The 17,330-nt window shown below is 65.1% G+C and carries 16 protein-coding genes; 8 read left to right on the top strand and 8 right to left on the bottom strand.

Annotated elements, in window-relative coordinates; all coding sequences use genetic code 11:
- Nucleotides 1-14 precede the first annotated feature (14 nt).
- Both nusA and rimP read right to left on the bottom strand, forming a co-directional pair.
- Entirely contained in the window at nt 15-1,487 is a 1,473-nt protein-coding gene (nusA, locus tag C556_RS0107915) for a transcription termination factor NusA (protein WP_018747703.1), read from the bottom strand.
- A gap of 65 nt (nt 1,488-1,552) precedes the next feature.
- Complete coding sequence (gene rimP, locus C556_RS0107910; RefSeq protein ID WP_040430729.1) at nt 1,553-1,987, bottom strand: ribosome maturation factor RimP; 435 nt, start codon at nt 1,985-1,987, stop codon at nt 1,553-1,555.
- Between the two features lie 314 nt (nt 1,988-2,301).
- Here rimP and fadD point away from each other — a divergent pair, with 314 nt between their 5' ends.
- The 5 genes from fadD to C556_RS0107885 all read left to right on the top strand — a co-directional run bounded on the left by fadD (nt 2,302) and on the right by C556_RS0107885 (nt 7,235).
- Entirely contained in the window at nt 2,302-3,969 is a 1,668-nt protein-coding gene (gene fadD / locus C556_RS0107905; RefSeq protein WP_018747701.1) for a long-chain-fatty-acid--CoA ligase FadD, read from the top strand.
- 9 nt (nt 3,970-3,978) lie between these two features.
- Nucleotides 3,979-5,136 carry a PilT/PilU family type 4a pilus ATPase gene (locus tag C556_RS0107900; RefSeq protein ID WP_018747700.1) on the top strand — a complete coding sequence of 386 codons (1,158 nt, stop codon included), beginning with the start codon at nt 3,979-3,981 and terminating at the stop codon, nt 5,134-5,136.
- 113 nt (nt 5,137-5,249) lie between these two features.
- Nucleotides 5,250-5,594 (top strand): ArsC family reductase, encoded by a 345-nt coding sequence (locus C556_RS0107895; protein WP_018747699.1) that lies wholly within the window; start codon nt 5,250-5,252, stop codon nt 5,592-5,594.
- Nucleotides 5,591-6,721, top strand: coding sequence for a succinyl-diaminopimelate desuccinylase (gene dapE, locus C556_RS0107890; RefSeq protein ID WP_018747698.1), 1,131 nt, complete (start codon nt 5,591-5,593; stop codon nt 6,719-6,721). The genes C556_RS0107895 and dapE overlap by 4 nt, the downstream gene beginning before the upstream one ends.
- A gap of 82 nt (nt 6,722-6,803) precedes the next feature.
- Nucleotides 6,804-7,235, top strand: coding sequence for a VOC family protein (locus tag C556_RS0107885; protein ID WP_018747697.1), 432 nt, complete (start codon nt 6,804-6,806; stop codon nt 7,233-7,235).
- Between the two features lie 93 nt (nt 7,236-7,328).
- Here the strand turns inward: C556_RS0107885 and C556_RS19775 are convergent, their stop codons facing one another.
- From C556_RS19775 to fliW, 4 genes are all read right to left on the bottom strand, one after another.
- The gene (locus tag C556_RS19775) at nt 7,329-8,822 is read right to left on the bottom strand and encodes a carbohydrate-binding protein (RefSeq protein ID WP_018747696.1); all 1,494 of its coding nucleotides are present in this window, start codon (nt 8,820-8,822) and stop codon (nt 7,329-7,331) included.
- A 217-nt stretch (nt 8,823-9,039) separates the two neighbouring features.
- The gene (gene tilS / locus C556_RS0107875; protein ID WP_026262905.1) at nt 9,040-10,371 is read right to left on the bottom strand and encodes a tRNA lysidine(34) synthetase TilS; all 1,332 of its coding nucleotides are present in this window, start codon (nt 10,369-10,371) and stop codon (nt 9,040-9,042) included.
- The gene (locus C556_RS0107870) at nt 10,340-11,308 is read right to left on the bottom strand and encodes an acetyl-CoA carboxylase carboxyltransferase subunit alpha (RefSeq protein ID WP_018747694.1); all 969 of its coding nucleotides are present in this window, start codon (nt 11,306-11,308) and stop codon (nt 10,340-10,342) included. Before C556_RS0107870 ends, tilS begins: the two co-directional genes overlap by 32 nt.
- Nucleotides 11,309-11,444: 136 nt before the next feature.
- Entirely contained in the window at nt 11,445-11,864 is a 420-nt protein-coding gene (gene fliW / locus C556_RS0107865; protein WP_018747693.1) for a flagellar assembly protein FliW, read from the bottom strand.
- Nucleotides 11,865-12,058: 194 nt separating this feature from the next.
- Between fliW and flgM the strand changes: the two genes are divergently transcribed.
- Both flgM and C556_RS0107855 read left to right on the top strand, forming a co-directional pair.
- Nucleotides 12,059-12,343 carry a flagellar biosynthesis anti-sigma factor FlgM gene (gene flgM, locus C556_RS0107860; protein WP_018747692.1) on the top strand — a complete coding sequence of 95 codons (285 nt, stop codon included), beginning with the start codon at nt 12,059-12,061 and terminating at the stop codon, nt 12,341-12,343.
- A complete protein-coding gene (locus C556_RS0107855) occupies nt 12,336-12,812 on the top strand; it encodes a flagella synthesis protein FlgN (protein WP_018747691.1) in 477 nt (158 codons plus the stop codon). Before flgM ends, C556_RS0107855 begins: the two co-directional genes overlap by 8 nt.
- 17 nt (nt 12,813-12,829) lie before the next feature.
- Here the strand turns inward: C556_RS0107855 and C556_RS0107850 are convergent, their stop codons facing one another.
- Nucleotides 12,830-13,351, bottom strand: coding sequence for a C40 family peptidase (locus C556_RS0107850; protein ID WP_026262904.1), 522 nt, complete (start codon nt 13,349-13,351; stop codon nt 12,830-12,832).
- Nucleotides 13,352-13,757: 406 nt separating this feature from the next.
- Here C556_RS0107850 and C556_RS0107845 point away from each other — a divergent pair, with 406 nt between their 5' ends.
- Entirely contained in the window at nt 13,758-14,957 is a 1,200-nt protein-coding gene (locus C556_RS0107845; protein ID WP_018747689.1) for a class I SAM-dependent methyltransferase, read from the top strand.
- Nucleotides 14,958-14,981: 24 nt separating this feature from the next.
- On the opposite strand, the gene C556_RS0107840 is transcribed toward C556_RS0107845, so the two are convergent.
- Nucleotides 14,982-17,294 carry a Tex family protein gene (locus C556_RS0107840; protein WP_018747688.1) on the bottom strand — a complete coding sequence of 771 codons (2,313 nt, stop codon included), beginning with the start codon at nt 17,292-17,294 and terminating at the stop codon, nt 14,982-14,984.
- Nucleotides 17,295-17,330: the final 36 nt, after the last annotated feature.

The raw sequence follows: 17,330 nt of genomic DNA, 5'->3' as shown, positions 1-17,330 counted from the left end.
AAATCCCTCCCGGCTCACGCAAACCAATGCTCGCGTGCCTTCATGATCAATTGCTTGGCGGCTTCCTCGTCCATGCCGGTCAACTCGGTGAGTTCATCCACCGCCAGTTCGGCCAGGTCGTCGCGGGTATGGATCTCGTGCTCGGCCAGCGAGGCGGCGAGTTCCGGGGTCATGCCTTCCAAGGTCTTCAGATCCTCGGATTGATGCTCGAGCTTCTCCTCGCGCACGATGGCCTGCGTCAGCAGAGCGTCGCGGGCGCGAGCGCGCAGTTCGTTGACCGTTTCCTCGTCAAAGGCCTCGATCTCCAGCATCTCGTTCAGCGGCACATAGGCCACTTCTTCCAGGGTGTTGAAGCCTTCCTGCACCAGCACGTCGGCCACTTCCTCGTCGACGTCCAGCGCTTGCACGAACAGCTCGCGCACCTTGGAGAATTCTTCCTCGTGTTTCTTCTCGGCTTCGTCCACCGTCATGATGTTCAGCTTCCAGCCCGTCAGCTCGGAAGCGAGCTTGACGTTCTGGCCGCCACGGCCGATGGCCATCGCCAGGTTGTCCTCGTCGACGATCACGTCCATGGCGTGGCTTTCCTCGTCGACGATGATCGAGCTCACTTCGGCCGGCGACAGCGCGCCGATCACGAACTGGGCCGGATCGTTCGACCAGAGGATGATGTCCACGCGCTCGCCGGCCAGCTCGTTGGTCACCGCGTTGACGCGGGTGCCGCGCACGCCGATGCAGGTACCTTGCGGATCGACGCGGGGGTCGTTGGACTTCACGGCGATCTTGGCGCGCATGCCGGGATCGCGGGCCACGCCCATCAGTTCGATCAGGCTGTTCTCGATCTCGGGCACTTCCATCTCGAACAGCTTGACCATGAACTCGGGCGCGGTGCGCGACAGCACCAGCTGCGGGCCACGGCCGAGGCGATCGATGCGCAGCAGGAAGGCGCGGACGCGGTCGCCCACGCGCAGGTTTTCCTTGGGGATCATTTGGTCGCGCGGCAGCACGGCCTCCAGCTTGCCCAGCTCGATGATGGCGTTGCCACGCTCGATGCGCTTGATGGTGCCCGAGACGATGTGCTCGCGGCGATCCAGGAAATCGTTCAGGTTCTGCTCACGCTCCGCGTCGCGGATACGTTGCAGGATGACCTGCTTGGCGGTCTGGGCGCCGATCCGGCCGAACTCGATCGGCTCCAGCTCTTCTTCCCAGGTTTCGCCCAGTTGCAGGTCCTTGTCGTAGTCCGGCGCGTCGGTGATGGCGATCTGGCGGCTCGGCTCCTCGTGATCGTTGTCCTCGACCACGGTCCAGACGCGGAACGAGCGGTAGTCGCCGCTTTCGCGGTCGATTTCCACCCGGATGTCCACTTCGTCGTCGTAGCGCTTCTTGGTCGCGGATGCGAGCGCCATTTCCAGGGCGGTGAACACCACGTCCTTTTCTACGTTTTTCTCGCGGGCCAGCGCATCGACCAGCAACAGAATTTCACGGCTCATTGTCGTTTAATCCTTTAATCCTTCGCACAGACTGCATTCGATGATGTTCGGGTAACTCGTTCGGATCAGAACTGCGGCTCCAGTCGCACCTTGTCGATCTGGGTCAGCGGCAACGCCAGCCGTTCGCCGTCGCACTCGACCACGACGGCGTCGTCCTCCAGCCCCAGCAGGGTACCGACCACGCGCTTGCGCTTGTCCGGCAGCGGCAGGCGCAGCTTGACCTTGACCAGTTGCCCGGCGAAACGCTGGAAGTCGGCCGGCTTCCTGACCACGCGGTCCAGGCCCGGCGACGACACTTCCAGCCGCTCGTAGTTGATGTTCTCCACCATGAAAAGGCGGGTGAAGTGATTGCTGACGTGAACGCAATCGTCCACCACGATGCCGCCCGGCTTGTCGATGAACAGGCGCAACAGGCCGTTGTGGCCGATCTCCAGATCGACCAGTTCGTAGCCCATTGCGCTCAGCGTCGTTTCCAGAAGCTCTTGCAGATTGACTGCCAAATTCAATTCCTTCGCTGCAAACAAAAAATGGGCTGCAACACTGCGCCCATTTGGAAAGCACACCCCTGCCGGCGGAAGCTGCCTGCCCACCTTGGCCGGCCATATCGCCGACCCAGGTTTTCAAACAACCCCCTTGGGGATAGACCGGATTCTATCAGAAACAACCACTTGGCGAAACTGTCAAAACGGGGCGTCCGTTGCGTTACGTTTACGTGGCACACGTTGCATGGCACATTCCGGTGCATTGCCGATCCTGGCGCCCCAAGACACAGCGCGAACCACGCCACGCCGTGGTGATAAGAGGAGACAACACGATGGATCGCCCCTGGTTTCACAGTTACCCGGAACACGTGCCGCACCAAGTGAACATCGAGGAATTCAGCTCGATCCCGGACGTGTTCGCGCAGTCGGCCGCGAAGTATGCGGACCGGCCCGCCTTCGTGAACATGGGAAAATCCCTCAGCTACCGCGACATCGACGAGCGCGCCACGCAGTTCGCATCGTTCCTGCAGAACGACCTGAAACTGTCGCGCGGCGATCGCGTGGCGGTGATGATGCCCAACCTGCTGCAATACCCGATCGCGATCTTCGGCATCCTCAAGGCCGGGCTGGTGGTGGTGAACGTCAACCCGCTGTACACCGCGCGCGAACTCGAACACCAGCTCAAGGATTCGGGCTCCCGCGCCATCGTGATCGTGGCCAACTTCGCCCACACGCTGGAAAAGGCCATCGCCCATACCGACATCGAGCACGTGGTGGTGACCGGCATCGGTGACCAGTTCGACTTCCCCAAGCGCACGCTGGTGAATCTGGCGGTGAAATACCTGAAGAAGATGGTGCCGGCCTATTCCCTGCCCGGCCATATCGGCTTCAACGACGCGCTGGTGCGCGGCGCGCGCCACGCCTTCCGCCCGGTGGAACTCAAGCTGGAGGACCTGGCTTTCCTGCAATACACCGGTGGCACCACCGGCGTGGCCAAGGGCGCCATGCTCACCCACCGCAATATCGTCGCCAACATGCAGCAGGCGCATGCCTGGATCAACGGCGTGGTCGACGAGGGCCGCGAAGTGATCGTGACCGCGTTGCCGCTCTATCACATCTTCTGCCTGACCGCGAACTGCATGGTGTTCACCAAGATCGGCGCCACCAACCTGCTGATCACCAATCCGCGCGACATCCCCGGCTTCATCAAGGAGCTGGCCAAGTATCCCGTCACCTGCATGACCGGGGTGAACACGCTGTTCAACGCGCTGGCCAACCGCCCCGAGTTCGCGCAACTGAACTTCAGCACCTGGAAGCTGGCGCTCGGCGGCGGCATGGCGGTGCAGCAGGCGGTGGCGGACAAATGGAAGAAGATCACCGGCGTGCCGCTGGTGGAAGCCTATGGCCTGACCGAGACCTCGCCGGCGGCGATGATCAACCCGCTGACCATCAAGGAATACAACGGCATGATCGGCCTGCCGGTGCCCGCCACCGACGCGCAGATCCGCGACGACGACGGCCACGTGCTGGCGCCCGGCGAGGCGGGTGAACTGTTCATCCAGGGGCCGCAGGTGATGAAGGGCTACTGGAACCGTCCGGACGAGACCGCCAAGGTATTGGGCGACGACGGCTTCCTGGCCACCGGCGATGTCGCGGTGATGTCGCCCACCGGCTACTTCAAGATTGTCGATCGCAAGAAGGACATGGTGCTGGTGTCCGGCTTCAACGTTTATCCCAACGAGGTCGAGGACGTGGTCGCCGCTCACCCCGGGGTGCTGGAGGTGGCCTGCGTCGGCGTCAGCGACGACAAGACCGGCGAAGCGTTGAAGCTCTTCGTGGTGAAGAAGGACGCGGCGCTCACCGCGGAACAACTGATCGCCTACTGTCGGGAAAACCTGACCAATTATAAGGTGCCGAAGCAGGTTGAATTCCGCAGCGAGCTACCGAAGTCGAATGTGGGTAAGATTCTGCGCAGGGAGTTGCGAACCACCACTACATAAGATGCAGCCATGAATCTGTTGCCCTTCTTCAAGCTGATGGCGGAAAAGCAGGCTTCCGACCTGTTCCTTTCCGCCCATTCCCCGATCACCATCAAGATCAACGGTTTGTGCCACCCGGTGAACAATCAGGTGCTGGGGCCCGAGCACGTCAAGCAGCTGGTCTACCAGTTGCTCAAGCCCGACCAGATCGCGCGCTTCGAGGAAGACCTGGAACTGAACCTGGGCCTGCCGCTGGAAGGCCTGGGCAATTTCCGCATCAACGTGTTCCGCACCCGCGGCAACGTCGCCATGGTGGCGCGCTTCATCCGGCCGCGCGCGCTCAGCATCGAGGATCTGCGCCTGCCGCCGATCCTGAAGGACCTGGTGATGGAAAAGCGCGGCATCGTGCTGATGGTAGGCGCCACCGGCTCGGGCAAGTCGTCCACCGTCGCCGCCATGCTGGAGCACCGCAATGCGCTGCATCCCGGCCACATCCTCACCGTGGAAGACCCGATCGAGTATCTGTACTCGCACAAGAAGAGCCTGGTGAACCAGCGCGAGATCGGCCTGGACACCAAGAGCTATGGCGAAGCGCTGAAGAACGCCATGCGCGAGGCGCCGGACGTGCTGATGATCGGCGAGATCCGCGACCGCGAGACCATGAACTACGCGATGCAGTACGCCCAGGCCGGCCACCTGTGCATCTCGACGCTGCACGCCAACAACAGCTACCACTCGCTGTCGCGCATCGTGAACTTCTTCCCGCAGGATGCGCGCGAATCGCTGCTCTACGACCTTTCGACCGCGCTGAAGGCCATCGTGTCGCAGCGGCTGGTGCGCAATACCCAGGGCAAGCTGATCCCGGCGGTGGAGGTCATGCTCAATACCAACCGCATCGCCGAACTGATCCGCAACGGCCAGCTCACCGACATCAAGGATGCGATGGAGCAATCGCTGTCCGACGGCGCGCAGACCTTCGAGCAGGCGCTGTACCGGCTCTATCGCGATGGCGAGATCGAACTGGACGAAGCGCTGCGCAATGCCGACTCGGCCACCAACCTGTCGTGGATGGTGAACAACGCGCAGACGGTGGAGGAACAGCAGAACGCGCGGCACGCGCCATCGCCGCAGGCACAGGCCCAGACCGTGACAGCGCCCGACATCAACTTCGATATCTCGCTGCACTGACCCCCCCTCACCCACACGCCCCGCCCTGCGGGGCGTTGTTCTTTTTGGCGATGGCCTTCAGCACGCAGCGGCGAACGATTACCATCACGCCTTTTCGCGCACAGGATCTCCCCATGAAGCTCTACGGCATCCCCAACTGCGACACGGTGAAGAAGGCGCGCGCCTGGCTGGCAGAAGCCGGCGTCGCCTACGAGTGGCACGACTACAAGAAGCAGGGCGTGGATCGCGCGCTGCTCGCCGGCTGGATCGCCCAAGTGGGCTGGGAGCGCCTGGTCAATCGCGCCGGCACCACCTGGCGCAAGCTGGACGACGCCACCCGCGTCGGCGTGGTCGATGCCGAATCCGCCATCGCCGTGATGCTGGCGCAGCCGAGCGTCATCAAGCGGCCGGTGCTGGAGCGCGATGGTAAGATCGCGGTCGGCTTCAAACCAGACGACTACGCGGCTTTCCTGAAATGAGCAATCCAACCTTCGACCTCGCCATCCAGTTGATCAAACAAGCCTCGGTCACCCCCGAGGATGCCGACTGCCAGCAGATCATCGCCCACCGCCTGGAAAGGATCGGCTTCCAGATCGAGCACATGCGTTTCGAGGATGTCGACAACCTGTGGGCGCGTTTCGGCGAGAGCGGCCCGGTGCTGGTGTTCGCCGGTCATACCGACGTGGTCCCGACCGGCCCGGTGGATCGCTGGCAATCCGACCCGTTCATGCCCGAGTTGCGCGACGGCCACCTGTACGGGCGCGGCGCGGCCGACATGAAGGCATCGCTGGCGGCTTTCGTCACCGCCACCGAGGATTTCCTGGCCATGCACCCCGCCCCGCGCGGCTCCATCGCCTTCCTCATCACCTCAGACGAGGAAGGCCCGGCCCGCAACGGCACGGTCAAGGTGATCGAGACGCTGAAAGCGCGTGGCGAAGCCATCGATTACTGCATCGTCGGCGAGCCGACCAGCGCCGAGCATTTCGGCGACACCATCAAGAACGGCCGCCGCGGCTCACTGTCCGGGCATCTGGTGGTGCACGGCGTGCAAGGGCATATCGCCTATCCGCACCTGGCCAAGAACCCGATCCACCTGCTGGCGCCGGCGCTGGCCGAACTGGCCGGCACCGTATGGGATCACGGCAATGCCTATTTCCCGCCGACCACCTGGCAGGTGTCGAACATCCACGGCGGCACCGGTGCGACCAACGTCATCCCGGGCACGGCCGAGCTGATGTTCAACTTCCGCTTCTCCACCGAGAACACCGCCGACACCCTCAAGCAGAAGGTCCACGCCATCCTGGACGCCCACGGCCTGGAATACGAACTGGACTGGACCCTCAACGGCGAGCCGTTCCTCACCGACCACGGCGCGCTGATCGACGCCATCCGCGGCGCGGTGGAGGACGTCACCGGCCACACGCCGCAATTGAACACCACCGGCGGCACCTCCGACGGCCGCTTCATCGCCAAGCACTGCCCCGAAGTGGTGGAATTCGGCCCGATCAACAAGACCATCCACAAGCTCAACGAATGCGTGGCGGTGGAGGACATTCCCAAGCTGTCCGCGGTCTATCGCCGGACGCTGGAGCGGCTGCTGGGCTGACGTTGTCAGGTTTTGTCAGGATATCGCCAAGCGCATGACTTCGGCCTATGCTGGGTCCGGTCATCAACCCAGGAGTCATCCCATGTCGGAAACTGACGATATCCCCAGCATCATGTCGCACGTGTCCATCGGCACCAATCGGTATGCCGAAGCCGTGGCCTTCTACGACGCGGTGCTGCCCACCATCGGTGCGCGCCGCATCCTGGACATCCCCGGCGTCGAGGCGGTGGCCTACGGCAAGCAGTTCCCCGAATTCTGGGTCCAGACCCCAATCGACGGGCAGCCCGCCAACGTCGGCAACGGCACCCACTTCGGCTTCATCGCCCCCAGCAAGCAGGCGGTGGACGACTTCTACGCGGCAGCGCTCAAGGCCGGCGCACGCGGCGATGGTCCTCCCGGGCCGCGCCCCCACTACGGCGAGCCCTATTACGGCTGTTTCGTGCGCGACCTCGATGGCCACAAGATCGAAGCCAACTATTGGGACATGAGCAAGGACCAAAGCCACGGCGCCTGAGAGTGGCCGGCACCCCATCTGACCAGACCGTGCCGGATGGTCGTCGAACAGAAAGGCCGCCCGAAGGCGGCCTTTCTGTCTGCGGGCAACGCGTCAGCGCTGCCAGACACGCACGTAGTCCACCTTCAGGTACAGCGGGAAGTCGGCCTTGTTCGGCTCCGCCCACCCGGTGAACAGGCCGCCCAGCGCCAGGTTCAGGTTGATGTAGAACGGTTTGCGGAACTCTTCCATGTTCGCCGCCGTGATATCGATGGTGTGCACCGGTGTCGGCCGGGTTTCGCGATCGATGTAGTAGCGGATCTGGTTTGCATCCCATTCGATCGTATACAGATGGAACTGGGTCACATCGCCGACTTCGGCATTGCCCGGACGCTCGTTGTTCTGGCCGTCGGCCCACGGGAACACGCCGATGCGGCTATCCCAGAACACATTCTGGAACGAGCGCGTCTCGGTGTTCTTCTGCTCCATGATGTCGATCTCGCCGCAGCTCGACCAATTGGACGCCATGGTGTCGTAGTAGGTGATCGGCGCGTTGTAGTTGCTGGTATAGGTATCGTCGCAGGACGTGCCCATCATCCAGAACGCCGGCCAGGTGCCGATGCGCCGCGGCAATGCCATGCGCGCCTCGATCCGACCGAACTGCCATGAGTGCTTGCCCTTGGTGGTCAGCCGGGAAGAGCGCTGATACCACTGGCGACCGGCGATATTCATCGGCGCGTCGAGGTATTCCGCCTTGATCACCAGATTGCCGTTCTCGCGATACGCGTTTTCCGGGCGGTACCATTCCCATTCGCCGTTGCCCCAGCCCTGGAAGGCATTCAGGCCAGGATTCAGGCCATTGCCGACGTGATAGTTCCAGTTGGCCGAATCCGGCGCGCCGCTGCCATCGAACGTGTCCTCCCAGACTACGCGCCAACCATCGGATGGCGTGGGCGTCGGCGTGGGATTGGGCGTCGGTGTCGGGGTCGGATTGGGCGTCGGCGTCACCGAGCCGCTGAGGTTGAACTGGGTCCAGGCGGTATCGAACGCACCACCGGCCGCCTGCCCCACGGTAAGGAAATAGCGCACCGTGGCGCCGGCCGGCAGCCCCGAGACGGTATAGCTGTTGTTGCCTCCCGAGGCCGTCATGCGGATGTTGAGCTGTGCGCCGCCGTTGACCTGGTAATGCAGATCGGCCCACGGCGCATTGTTGGCAAAGAAGCGCACGCTGGACGACGACAGGATCTGGTGCCCATAGCTGCCGACCGGCGTCGGCGCAGGCGTCGGCTGGGGCGTGGGAGTCGGCGCCGGGGTCGGCACGGGTGTCGGCGCTGGCGTGGGCACGGGGGTCGCGCCGCCGCAGGTGCCCTGGTCGGCCCATAGCGACGGCGTCGCCGCCGGGTTCCAGTTGGCGCCGACATAGGCGGTATGCGTCACCAGCGCGCGATAGTTGTGCCCGTTGTACGACACCACCGTGCCGGCGGCGTAGGTGTTGCCTTCCGCCCAACCGGCAACGCAGGCCGCGGCTTGGGCGGCCAGGGGCACGCCGGCCAGCCCGGCCAACAGCAGGCAGGCGATCAATCGATTGGTTTTGTGCTTGGGTTTCATGGTTTCCATCCTTGCTCCGCGTGGTCCGCGCCGTGAGGGCGCGATGTTATGAAAGCGGTTTCATATTGCTATCGAAGGCCGGAAAAGTCATGGATGGACCCGATGAAGGGCAACCGCGACCATGCCATTGTCAAATCGGAAATGAGCAAAAACAGTGCTTGCCGGCACCGTTGCGGTGCGGTATCGCCGCGGCGTCAGCCGATGAGCGGAAGAAGGTTCACCCGCCGGGGCGCCATTGCGGCATCCAGCCACCGGCCATGCGATACGGCGCCGCCACGCCGATCCCCGGCACGGCGACCAGCGCATCGTCCAGGTACAGCAGCGGCCATGCCTCGCGCCGCCATGGCGGGATGGCGGCCTCCTGGTACAACGCCTTCAGCAGGCGCGACCCGCCGCCGACACGCAGACACAGCCGCTCGCCCCCCTGGCGTGGGCGCAGGCTCAGGCGCCCGCCAGCCAGCAGCGACGCATCCAGCCCCTCCGCGGCGGGCGACCAGTCGAGCACGCCTCGCCACGCGGGCACCGGCATCGCGGCGCCATCCGCCCAGCGCAGCACCGTCACTGGCCCTGGCGCCGTTTCCGGGGCCGGATACCAGGCGGCCCGATAGCGTCGCAGTTCGTGCGCACGCCAGCGCCAGCGCGGCGTCGCATCCTCGGCGGCATCGCCTTGGCGCCACAATTCGTCGAAGGCGCGCTGGTCCGGCACGATGCCCTGGCCGTCCAGCCAGCAACGCAACGCCTGCCGCGCCCTCGCCTCGCCCAACCCGCGCGCGCGCGTCAGGTCGAAGCCGCCCGCCGGGTCGAGACATTCCGGCAGATCCTGTTCGGCCTGGGCCGCGAGCAGGCATTCCGCCTCCGCCGCGTGGCCGGCGCTGCGGGCGAGCGCGGCGTCGCAGCCGGGAAAGCGTTCTCGCAGCAGCGGCAATACTTGGCGGCGCAGGAAATTGCGGTCGTAGCGGATGTCGTCGTTGCTTTCGTCCTCGACCCACGCCAGCTCGTGGCTGCGCGCATATGCCAGCAGATCGTCGCGCGGACTGTCCAGCAGCGGTCGCAGCAGCAGCACCTGGCCCAACGGCCGGGCCTGCGGCATCGCCGCCAGCCCCGCCAGCCCGCCGCCGCGCAGCAGATTGAACAGCACCGTTTCCGCCTGGTCGTCGCGATGGTGCGCCAGGCACAGCACGTCGGCGTCGCAGTGCTCGAACTCGGTGTAGCGCGCAATACGCGCGGCGGCCTCCAACCCCGAATCGGCAATGCCGACCACCTGCACCCGCGCCACGCGGCATGGCACGCCGAGGCGTTCGGCGAAGGCCCGGGCGTGGTCGGCCCAGGCATCGGCATTCGGCGACAGGCCGTGGTGGACGTGCAGCGCACTCAGCCGCAGCCCAAGGCGCGGACCAAGCGTGGCCAGCACATGCAGCAGGACGATGGAATCGAGACCGCCGGACAACCCGACGCACACGCGCCGGGCCGTGGGGGAAAGGTGGCGCGCCAGGACGGCCGCCACCCGCAGCGCCAGATCAGGCGACGCTGACTTCCTTGTACTTGCCATAGCCCATCAGGCGTTCGAAGCGGGCGTCGAGCAACTCGTCGACCGACTTTTCCTGCAGGCCCTTGAGCGCGTCGGCGATGGCCTTCTTCATCGAGGCCATCATCTGCGGGTAGTTGCGGTGCGCGCCGCCCAGGGGCTCGTTGATCACCTTGTCGATCAGGCCCAGCGTCTTCAGCCGGCCGGCGGTGATGCCCATGGCCTCGGCGGCCTCGGGCGCCTTCTCGGCGGTCTTCCACAGGATGGAGGCGCAGCCTTCCGGCGAGATCACCGAATAGGTGGAGTACTGCAACATCATCACCACGTCGCCAACCGCGATGGCCAACGCACCGCCCGAGCCGCCCTCGCCGATCACCGTGGTCACGACGGGCACGCGCAGTTTGGCCATCTCGAACAGGTTGCGGCCGATGGCCTCGGATTGGCCGCGCTCCTCGGCGCCGATGCCCGGATAGGCGCCAGGGGTATCGACGAAGGTCAGCACCGGCAGACCGAACTTCTCGGCCAGCTTCATCAGGCGCAGCGCCTTGCGATAGCCCTCGGGACGCGGCATGCCGAAGTTGCGGAACTGGCGATCCTTGGTATCGCGCCCCTTCTGGTGGCCGATCACCATCACGCTCTGCCCGTTGAAGCGGGCCAGGCCGCCGACGATGGCGGCGTCGTCCGCGTAAGTGCGGTCGCCGTGCAGTTCCTCGAAGTCGGTGCACAGCGCCTTGATGTAGTCCAGGGTGTATGGCCGCTGCGGATGACGGGCCACCTGCGAGATCTGGGTGGCGGTCAGCTTGCCGTAGATGGTCTTGGTGAGTTCCTGGCTTTTCTTTTCCAGATGGCCGATCTCCGCCGAGATATCGACGGCCGAATCGTCTTGGACAAAGCGCAGTTCTTCGATTTTGTTCTCAAGCTCCGCGATGGGCTGCTCGAAATCCAGGAATGTGGTCTTCATGCTTCTCTTTCCCCGCCCTGCGGGAGCAAGGCCGCCGTCCCCCCTGGGCGCGGCGAAAAATCAGGCAATCATACAGCAAGCCCCCAGGCGGCCCAATACCGGCCACCGCCTGGATCGCGATTGCCGAAACGGGGCTTCAGACAGCGTTGCGGAACACGATGTCGGCTTGCAGGCCGGTCTTCTGCAACCCCAGGCGGCTCTTGACGTTGATCACCAGCGGGGCCTGGGTATTGGCGCTGAACGGCTGGCCGGATTCCTGCTTGGCCAGCACCAGCAGCAAGGTCACGTCATCCGGGTTTTCCAGCTCGAGCAGCTGGCACTCGTCGTCGGAGAGCTGGATCTGGTAGTTCACGCCCAGCAGCTCGCTGGTGACGACGCTGAAGGCCAGGTTTTCATCGTCCAGCGATTGCAGCCACAGCACCTTGGGCTGCGGCTTGTCCTCGTGCAGCAGCTTGAAACGGGTGAATTGCTCGAAGCCGGGCAGGCCGCGCGGAAAGGTCAGGATGGTGTTCGGATCGACGGCGACTTCGCCGAAACGGGTCTTGATGATCTGCATGATTTCTCCTCTTGATCGTGTTGGTCGATGCGATGTGTCGTAGCATAGCGAAACGGCGTTTGCAGCAGAACACGGCTCTCCCATCAGGCTTAACTTATAGATCAATGATTCTCTAAAGTTTTCGGATTCGGTGACGATAGTGGAGGCATAATCGCACTGGACGCCCGCGCAGAGGCGCGACGAGGTACACCGTCATGAAAATCGATCAAACCGGCAAGAATGCGCTTCCCCAGCCGCCGCGCGCCGGCAATCGCCCCGTCGAGGGCGCGCCCAAGCCTGCGGGCAACGCGCCACAGGACAGCGTCACCCTCAACCCGGTCGCCAGCCAGATCAGCCAGGGCGACGAAGTCGGCAGCACCTTCGACAGCGCGCGCGTGGCCAGTCTGCGCCAGGCCATCGCCGAAGGCCGTTTTTCGGTGCGTCCCGAAGCCATCGCGGACAAGCTGCTCGACAGCGTCAAGGAACTGCTGAGTGAGTGAGACTGGCCGTGCGCAACTGTCGGCGCTGCTGGATGAACTGGAAGCCACGCTGACGCGCTTCAATGCATTGCTGATCGATGAAGAGGACCACCTCGTCCACACCCGGATCGACCAACTCGCCACCCTGACCGCCGACAAGCTGGCCATCACGCAACAACTGGATCAGCAGTTCCAGGCCTTCCGCGCTTTCGCGCAATTCTCCCGCATGCCGCTCAGCCCCGCCCACGTGCTGGACGAGGCCCTGGTGCGCTTCGATGCGCAACTGGGCGAGCAATGGCATCGCATCCGCGAGCTGAGCCTGGTGGCCAAGGCACGCAACACCAGCAATGGCCAGTTGATCGACAGCCGCAAACAGCTGAACGACCGCCTGTTCAACGAGCTTTCCCAACTGCGCGAAACACCGCAGCTCTACGGCGAGGACGGCCGCGTGCGCAGCACGCTGGGCGGCCAGCCGTTCGACAAGGCCTGACCCCTTCCCTGCCCCGCTCAGCGGCCCGCGAACAACGTGCGCCCGCCCTCGAATCGTTCGGCGAAATACGGTTTATCCAATGAATCGACGCGGATCTTGCCGCCGCTGGACGGCGCGTGGATGAACTTGCCGTCGCCGATGTAGACGCCCATGTGCGAGAACGAGCGCCCCAGCGTGTTGAAGAACACCAGGTCGCCCGCCTGCAGGCCCTTGCGTTCGACCGGCCGCGCCATCTGCGCGATCTGCGCCGCGTTGTGCGGCAATGCCACCCCGGCGGCGTTGCGGTAGATGAAGCTGACCATGCCGCTGCAATCGAGCCCGGCTTCGGGGTTGTTGCCGCCGAACTGATAGCCCACGTCCAGCAGGCCCAACGCGTACATCAGGATCTCCTGCCGTTGCGCCGAATCGACGTTGAGTTGCCCGATCGGCGTGGGCGCCGGCTTGTAGCCCGGCCTGGCGCTCTTCTGCGGCGCGGTGCCGCACGCCGCAAGTAGCGCAGCCACCGCCGCCAACAACACGAACTTCAACCTGGTTCCCATCGTTCTTCCCCTGTCGAGCCCGGTCGATGATACCGGACGCCCGGCGCGCCGACAGCCGTCGGCTTTCCCGGGTCAACCTGGCGCTTGCGTTCGCCTGCGCGAACATTTTCTTTCACTTCCAATCGGCGCATCATTTGCAGCGGAGATCTTTGCACCCGACCCATGCCAACGGTAAGCGGCGAATCAGTGCCGCCACAGTCATGGCCGGGCATTGTCTGGATTATCGTTTATGCTCAGACAACATCGGATGCTCCAGATGACAGCCACCGGTTGTCCCGCCACCGGCCATTTCCCGTGCCGGCAAATCTGGACCAGACCTCACCCGCCGACGACGGTTCCCGAATCGTGAGTCCACCCGCCGCGAGCCGTTCGCCAAATCCCGGTACCCGCTATCAGGAGGAAAGCAATGTTCTGGCAAGCACTCATCGACGATTTCATGAGCCGGATGCAGATTCATGCCGTGCCGGTCCGCATCCAGCTATGGAACGGCCACGCCGTGGATCTGGCGCCCGAGCCGCCCGTGGTCATCCGCGTGAATTCGCTCAAGGGATTGCGCCATGTGGCGCACGCGTCGCTCGACAGCCTGGGCCAGGCCTACGTGGAAGGCCATATCGATCTCGAAGGCAAGCTGCTCGACCTGATCGACGTCGCCGCACAACTGGCGCGCCATTCCGGCCATGCCGAACGCGCCGACAACGATGCGCCGCACGCCCACAGCCGCGAACTCGATCGCGACGCCATCCAGTATCACTACGACGTCTCCAACGCCTTCTACGCCCAGTGGCTGGACCCGGAGATGGTCTATTCCTGCGCCTACTTCCACACCCGCGACGACACGCTCGAAGCCGCTCAGCTGCAAAAGATCGACCACATCCTGACCAAGATCCGCCTGCAACCAGGGCAGACCCTGCTCGACATCGGCTGCGGCTGGGGCGCGCTGGCGATCCGCGCCGCCAAGCACTACGGCGCCAGGGTGCTGGGGGTGACCCTGTCTGAGAACCAGTACGAATTCGCGCAGGATCGCATCCGCCGCGAAGGACTGGCCGACCGCTGCGAAGTGCGGCTGCTCGATTATCGCGACGTCACCGGGCAGTTCGACCGCATCACCAGCGTCGGCATGTTCGAGCACGTGGGGCTGGCCAACCTGGAAACCTATTTCCGCTGCATCAACGAGCGCCTGGCCGACGGCGGCGTGGTGATGAACCACGGCATCACCAGCACCGACCCGCATTCGCGCGCCTCGCCGTGGGGCGGCGGCGACTTCATCGACCGCTATGTGTTCCCGCACGGCGAATTGCCGCATATCGGCCTGGTGCTGCAGACGATGAGCGCGGCCGGGCTGGAAGCGACCGACGTGGAAAACCTGCGCCACCACTACGCGCTCACCCTGCACCACTGGGCCGAACGCTTCGAGGCATCGCGCGACACCATCCGCACGCTGGCGGGCGAGGAGCGCTACCGCATCTGGCGCGTCTACCTGGCCGGCTGCGCGCACGCGTTCACGCACGAATGGGTGGCGTTGCACCAGGTGGTGGGCATCAAGGGCCAGGGCGCACGCCCGGGCTACCCGCTGCCGTTGACGCGCGACTACATGTACGTCCACTGAGGGCGGCGCGGCTAGCGCCGAGCGCTACTTGCGCAGCTTCAGCCCGGCCAGCGCCGCCGCCATCGCTCCCTGCGGCTCGGCCTGTCGTTCGGTGGCGCGTTGCTGGCCGCGCGTGGCGGGCACGTGGGTCGGCGCGGCGGCAGCCTGGTCGCGCGCGCTGTCGCCCATCCGCATGGTCAGCGCCACGCGGCGGCGCTTCAGGTCCACTTCCAGCACCTTCACCTTGACCACGTCGCCGGCCTTCACCACCTCGCGCGGGTCCTTGACGAAGCGGTTGGACAGCGCCGAGATATGCACCAGCCCGTCCTGGTGCACGCCGATGTCGACGAAGGCGCCGAAGTTGGTGACGTTGGTGACCACGCCTTCCAGCACCATGTCCGGCCGCAGGTCCTTCAGATCCTCGACACCATCGGCAAAGCTGGCGGTCTTGAATTCGGGCCGCGGATCGCGCCCGGGCTTTTCCAGTTCGGCGAGGATGTCCTTCACCGTCGGCAGGCCGAAGCGCTCGTCGGTGAACGCCTGCGCGTCCAGCTTCTTCAGGAAGGCACCGTCGCCGATCAGCGTGCGCACATCCTTCTGCACCTTGGCGATGATCTTCTCGACCACCGGGTAGGCTTCGGGGTGCACCGCCGAGGCGTCGAGCGGGTTGTCGCCGTTCATGACGCGCAGGAAGCCGGCGGCCTGCTCGTAGGTCTTTTCGCCCAGGCGCGGCACCTTGAGCAACGTAGCGCGGTTGGCGAAGGCGCCGTGCGCGTCGCGGTACTGCACGATGTTGGCGGCCAGCGTGCCGCTCAGGCCGGAGACGCGCGCCAGCAGCGCGGCCGACGCGGTGTTCACATCGACGCCGACCGCGTTCACGCAATCCTCGACCACCGCGTCCAGCGAGCGCGCCAGCTCACCCTGGTTCACGTCGTGCTGGTACTGGCCGACGCCGATGGACTTCGGGTCGATCTTGACCAGTTCGGCCAGCGGGTCCTGTAGCCGGCGGGCGATCGACACCGCGCCGCGCAGGCTGACGTCCAGGTCGGGGAACTCGCGCGCGGCCAGCTCGGATGCCGAATACACCGACGCACCGGCCTCGGAGACCACCAACTTGGTCAGGCGCAGCTCGGGCTGCATCCGGATCAGGTCGGCGGCCAGCTTGTCGGTTTCGCGGCTGGCGGTGCCGTTGCCGATGGCGATCAGTTCCACCTTGTGGCGGGCCGCCAGCGCGGCCAGCGTCGCCAGCGAGCGATCCCAGTCGCGGCGCGGCTCGTGCGGATAGATGGTCGCGGTATCGACCAGCTTGCCGGTGGCGTCGACCACCGCCACCTTCACCCCCGTGCGCAGGCCGGGGTCCAGCCCCATGGTGGCGCGCGGACCGGCCGGCGCGGCCAGCAGCAGGTCCTTCAGGTTGTGGGCGAACACGCGGATCGCATCCTGCTCGGCCTTGTCGCGCAATTGGCCGATCAGCTCCGATTCCAGACCGAGGAAGATCTTGGCGCGCCACGCCAGGCGCACGGTGTCGGCCAGCCACTTGTCCGCCGGCCGGCCCTGATTGTCGATGCCGAAACAGCGGGCGACCTTCAGCTCGCAGACGTTGGGGCCGCTGGGCCGCTCGGCGTCCAGCTCTTCCGGCAGCAGCAGCGTCAGGTTGAGCACGCCCTCGTTGCGCCCGCGCAGCACCGCCAGGATGCGGTGCGACGGCATGGCGGCCAGCTTTTCGTCGTATTCGAAGTAATCGGAGAACTTGGCGCCCTCTTCCGCCTTGCCCTCGACCACCCGGGTGCGGACCACGGCGTGCTGCGTCAGGTAGTCGCGCAATTCGCCCAGCAGCGCGGCGTGCTCGCCGAACTGTTCCATCAGGATGGCGCGCGCACCGTCGAGCGCGGCCTTGGTGTCGGCGATGCCGTGCTCGGCGTTGAGGTAGCCCTGCGCCAGCGATTCCGGCACCTGGCCCGGATCGGCCAGCAGGGTGTCCGCCAGCGGCTGCAGACCGGCTTCGCGCGCGATCTGGGCGCGGGTGCGGCGCTTGGGCTTGTATGGCAGGTACAGGTCTTCCAGGCGCTGCTTGTTGTCGGCCTCCAGCAATTGCGCCTTCAGCTCGGGCGTGAGCTTGCCTTGTTCCTCGACGCTGGCGAGCACGGTGGCGCGGCGGTCCTCCAGCTCGCGCAGGTAGCGCAGACGCTCGTCCAGCGTGCGCAGCTGGGTGTCGTCCAGCCCGCCGGTGACTTCCTTGCGGTAGCGCGCCACGAACGGCACGGTGGCGCCTTCGTCCAGCAACTGGATCGCGGCGTCCACCTGGTTGGGGCGGCAGGCGAGTTCTTGGGCAATGCGGTGGGAAATCGAAGGCAGCATGCGAAACCTGTAGGAATGCGGAGAAAGGCGCCGCAA

Source organism: Chitiniphilus shinanonensis DSM 23277, assembly GCF_000374805.1.
Taxonomy (GTDB): domain Bacteria; phylum Pseudomonadota; class Gammaproteobacteria; order Burkholderiales; family Chitinibacteraceae; genus Chitiniphilus; species Chitiniphilus shinanonensis.
Note: the sequence above shows the minus strand (reverse complement) of the source record. Positions and strands in the feature narration are given on the sequence as shown.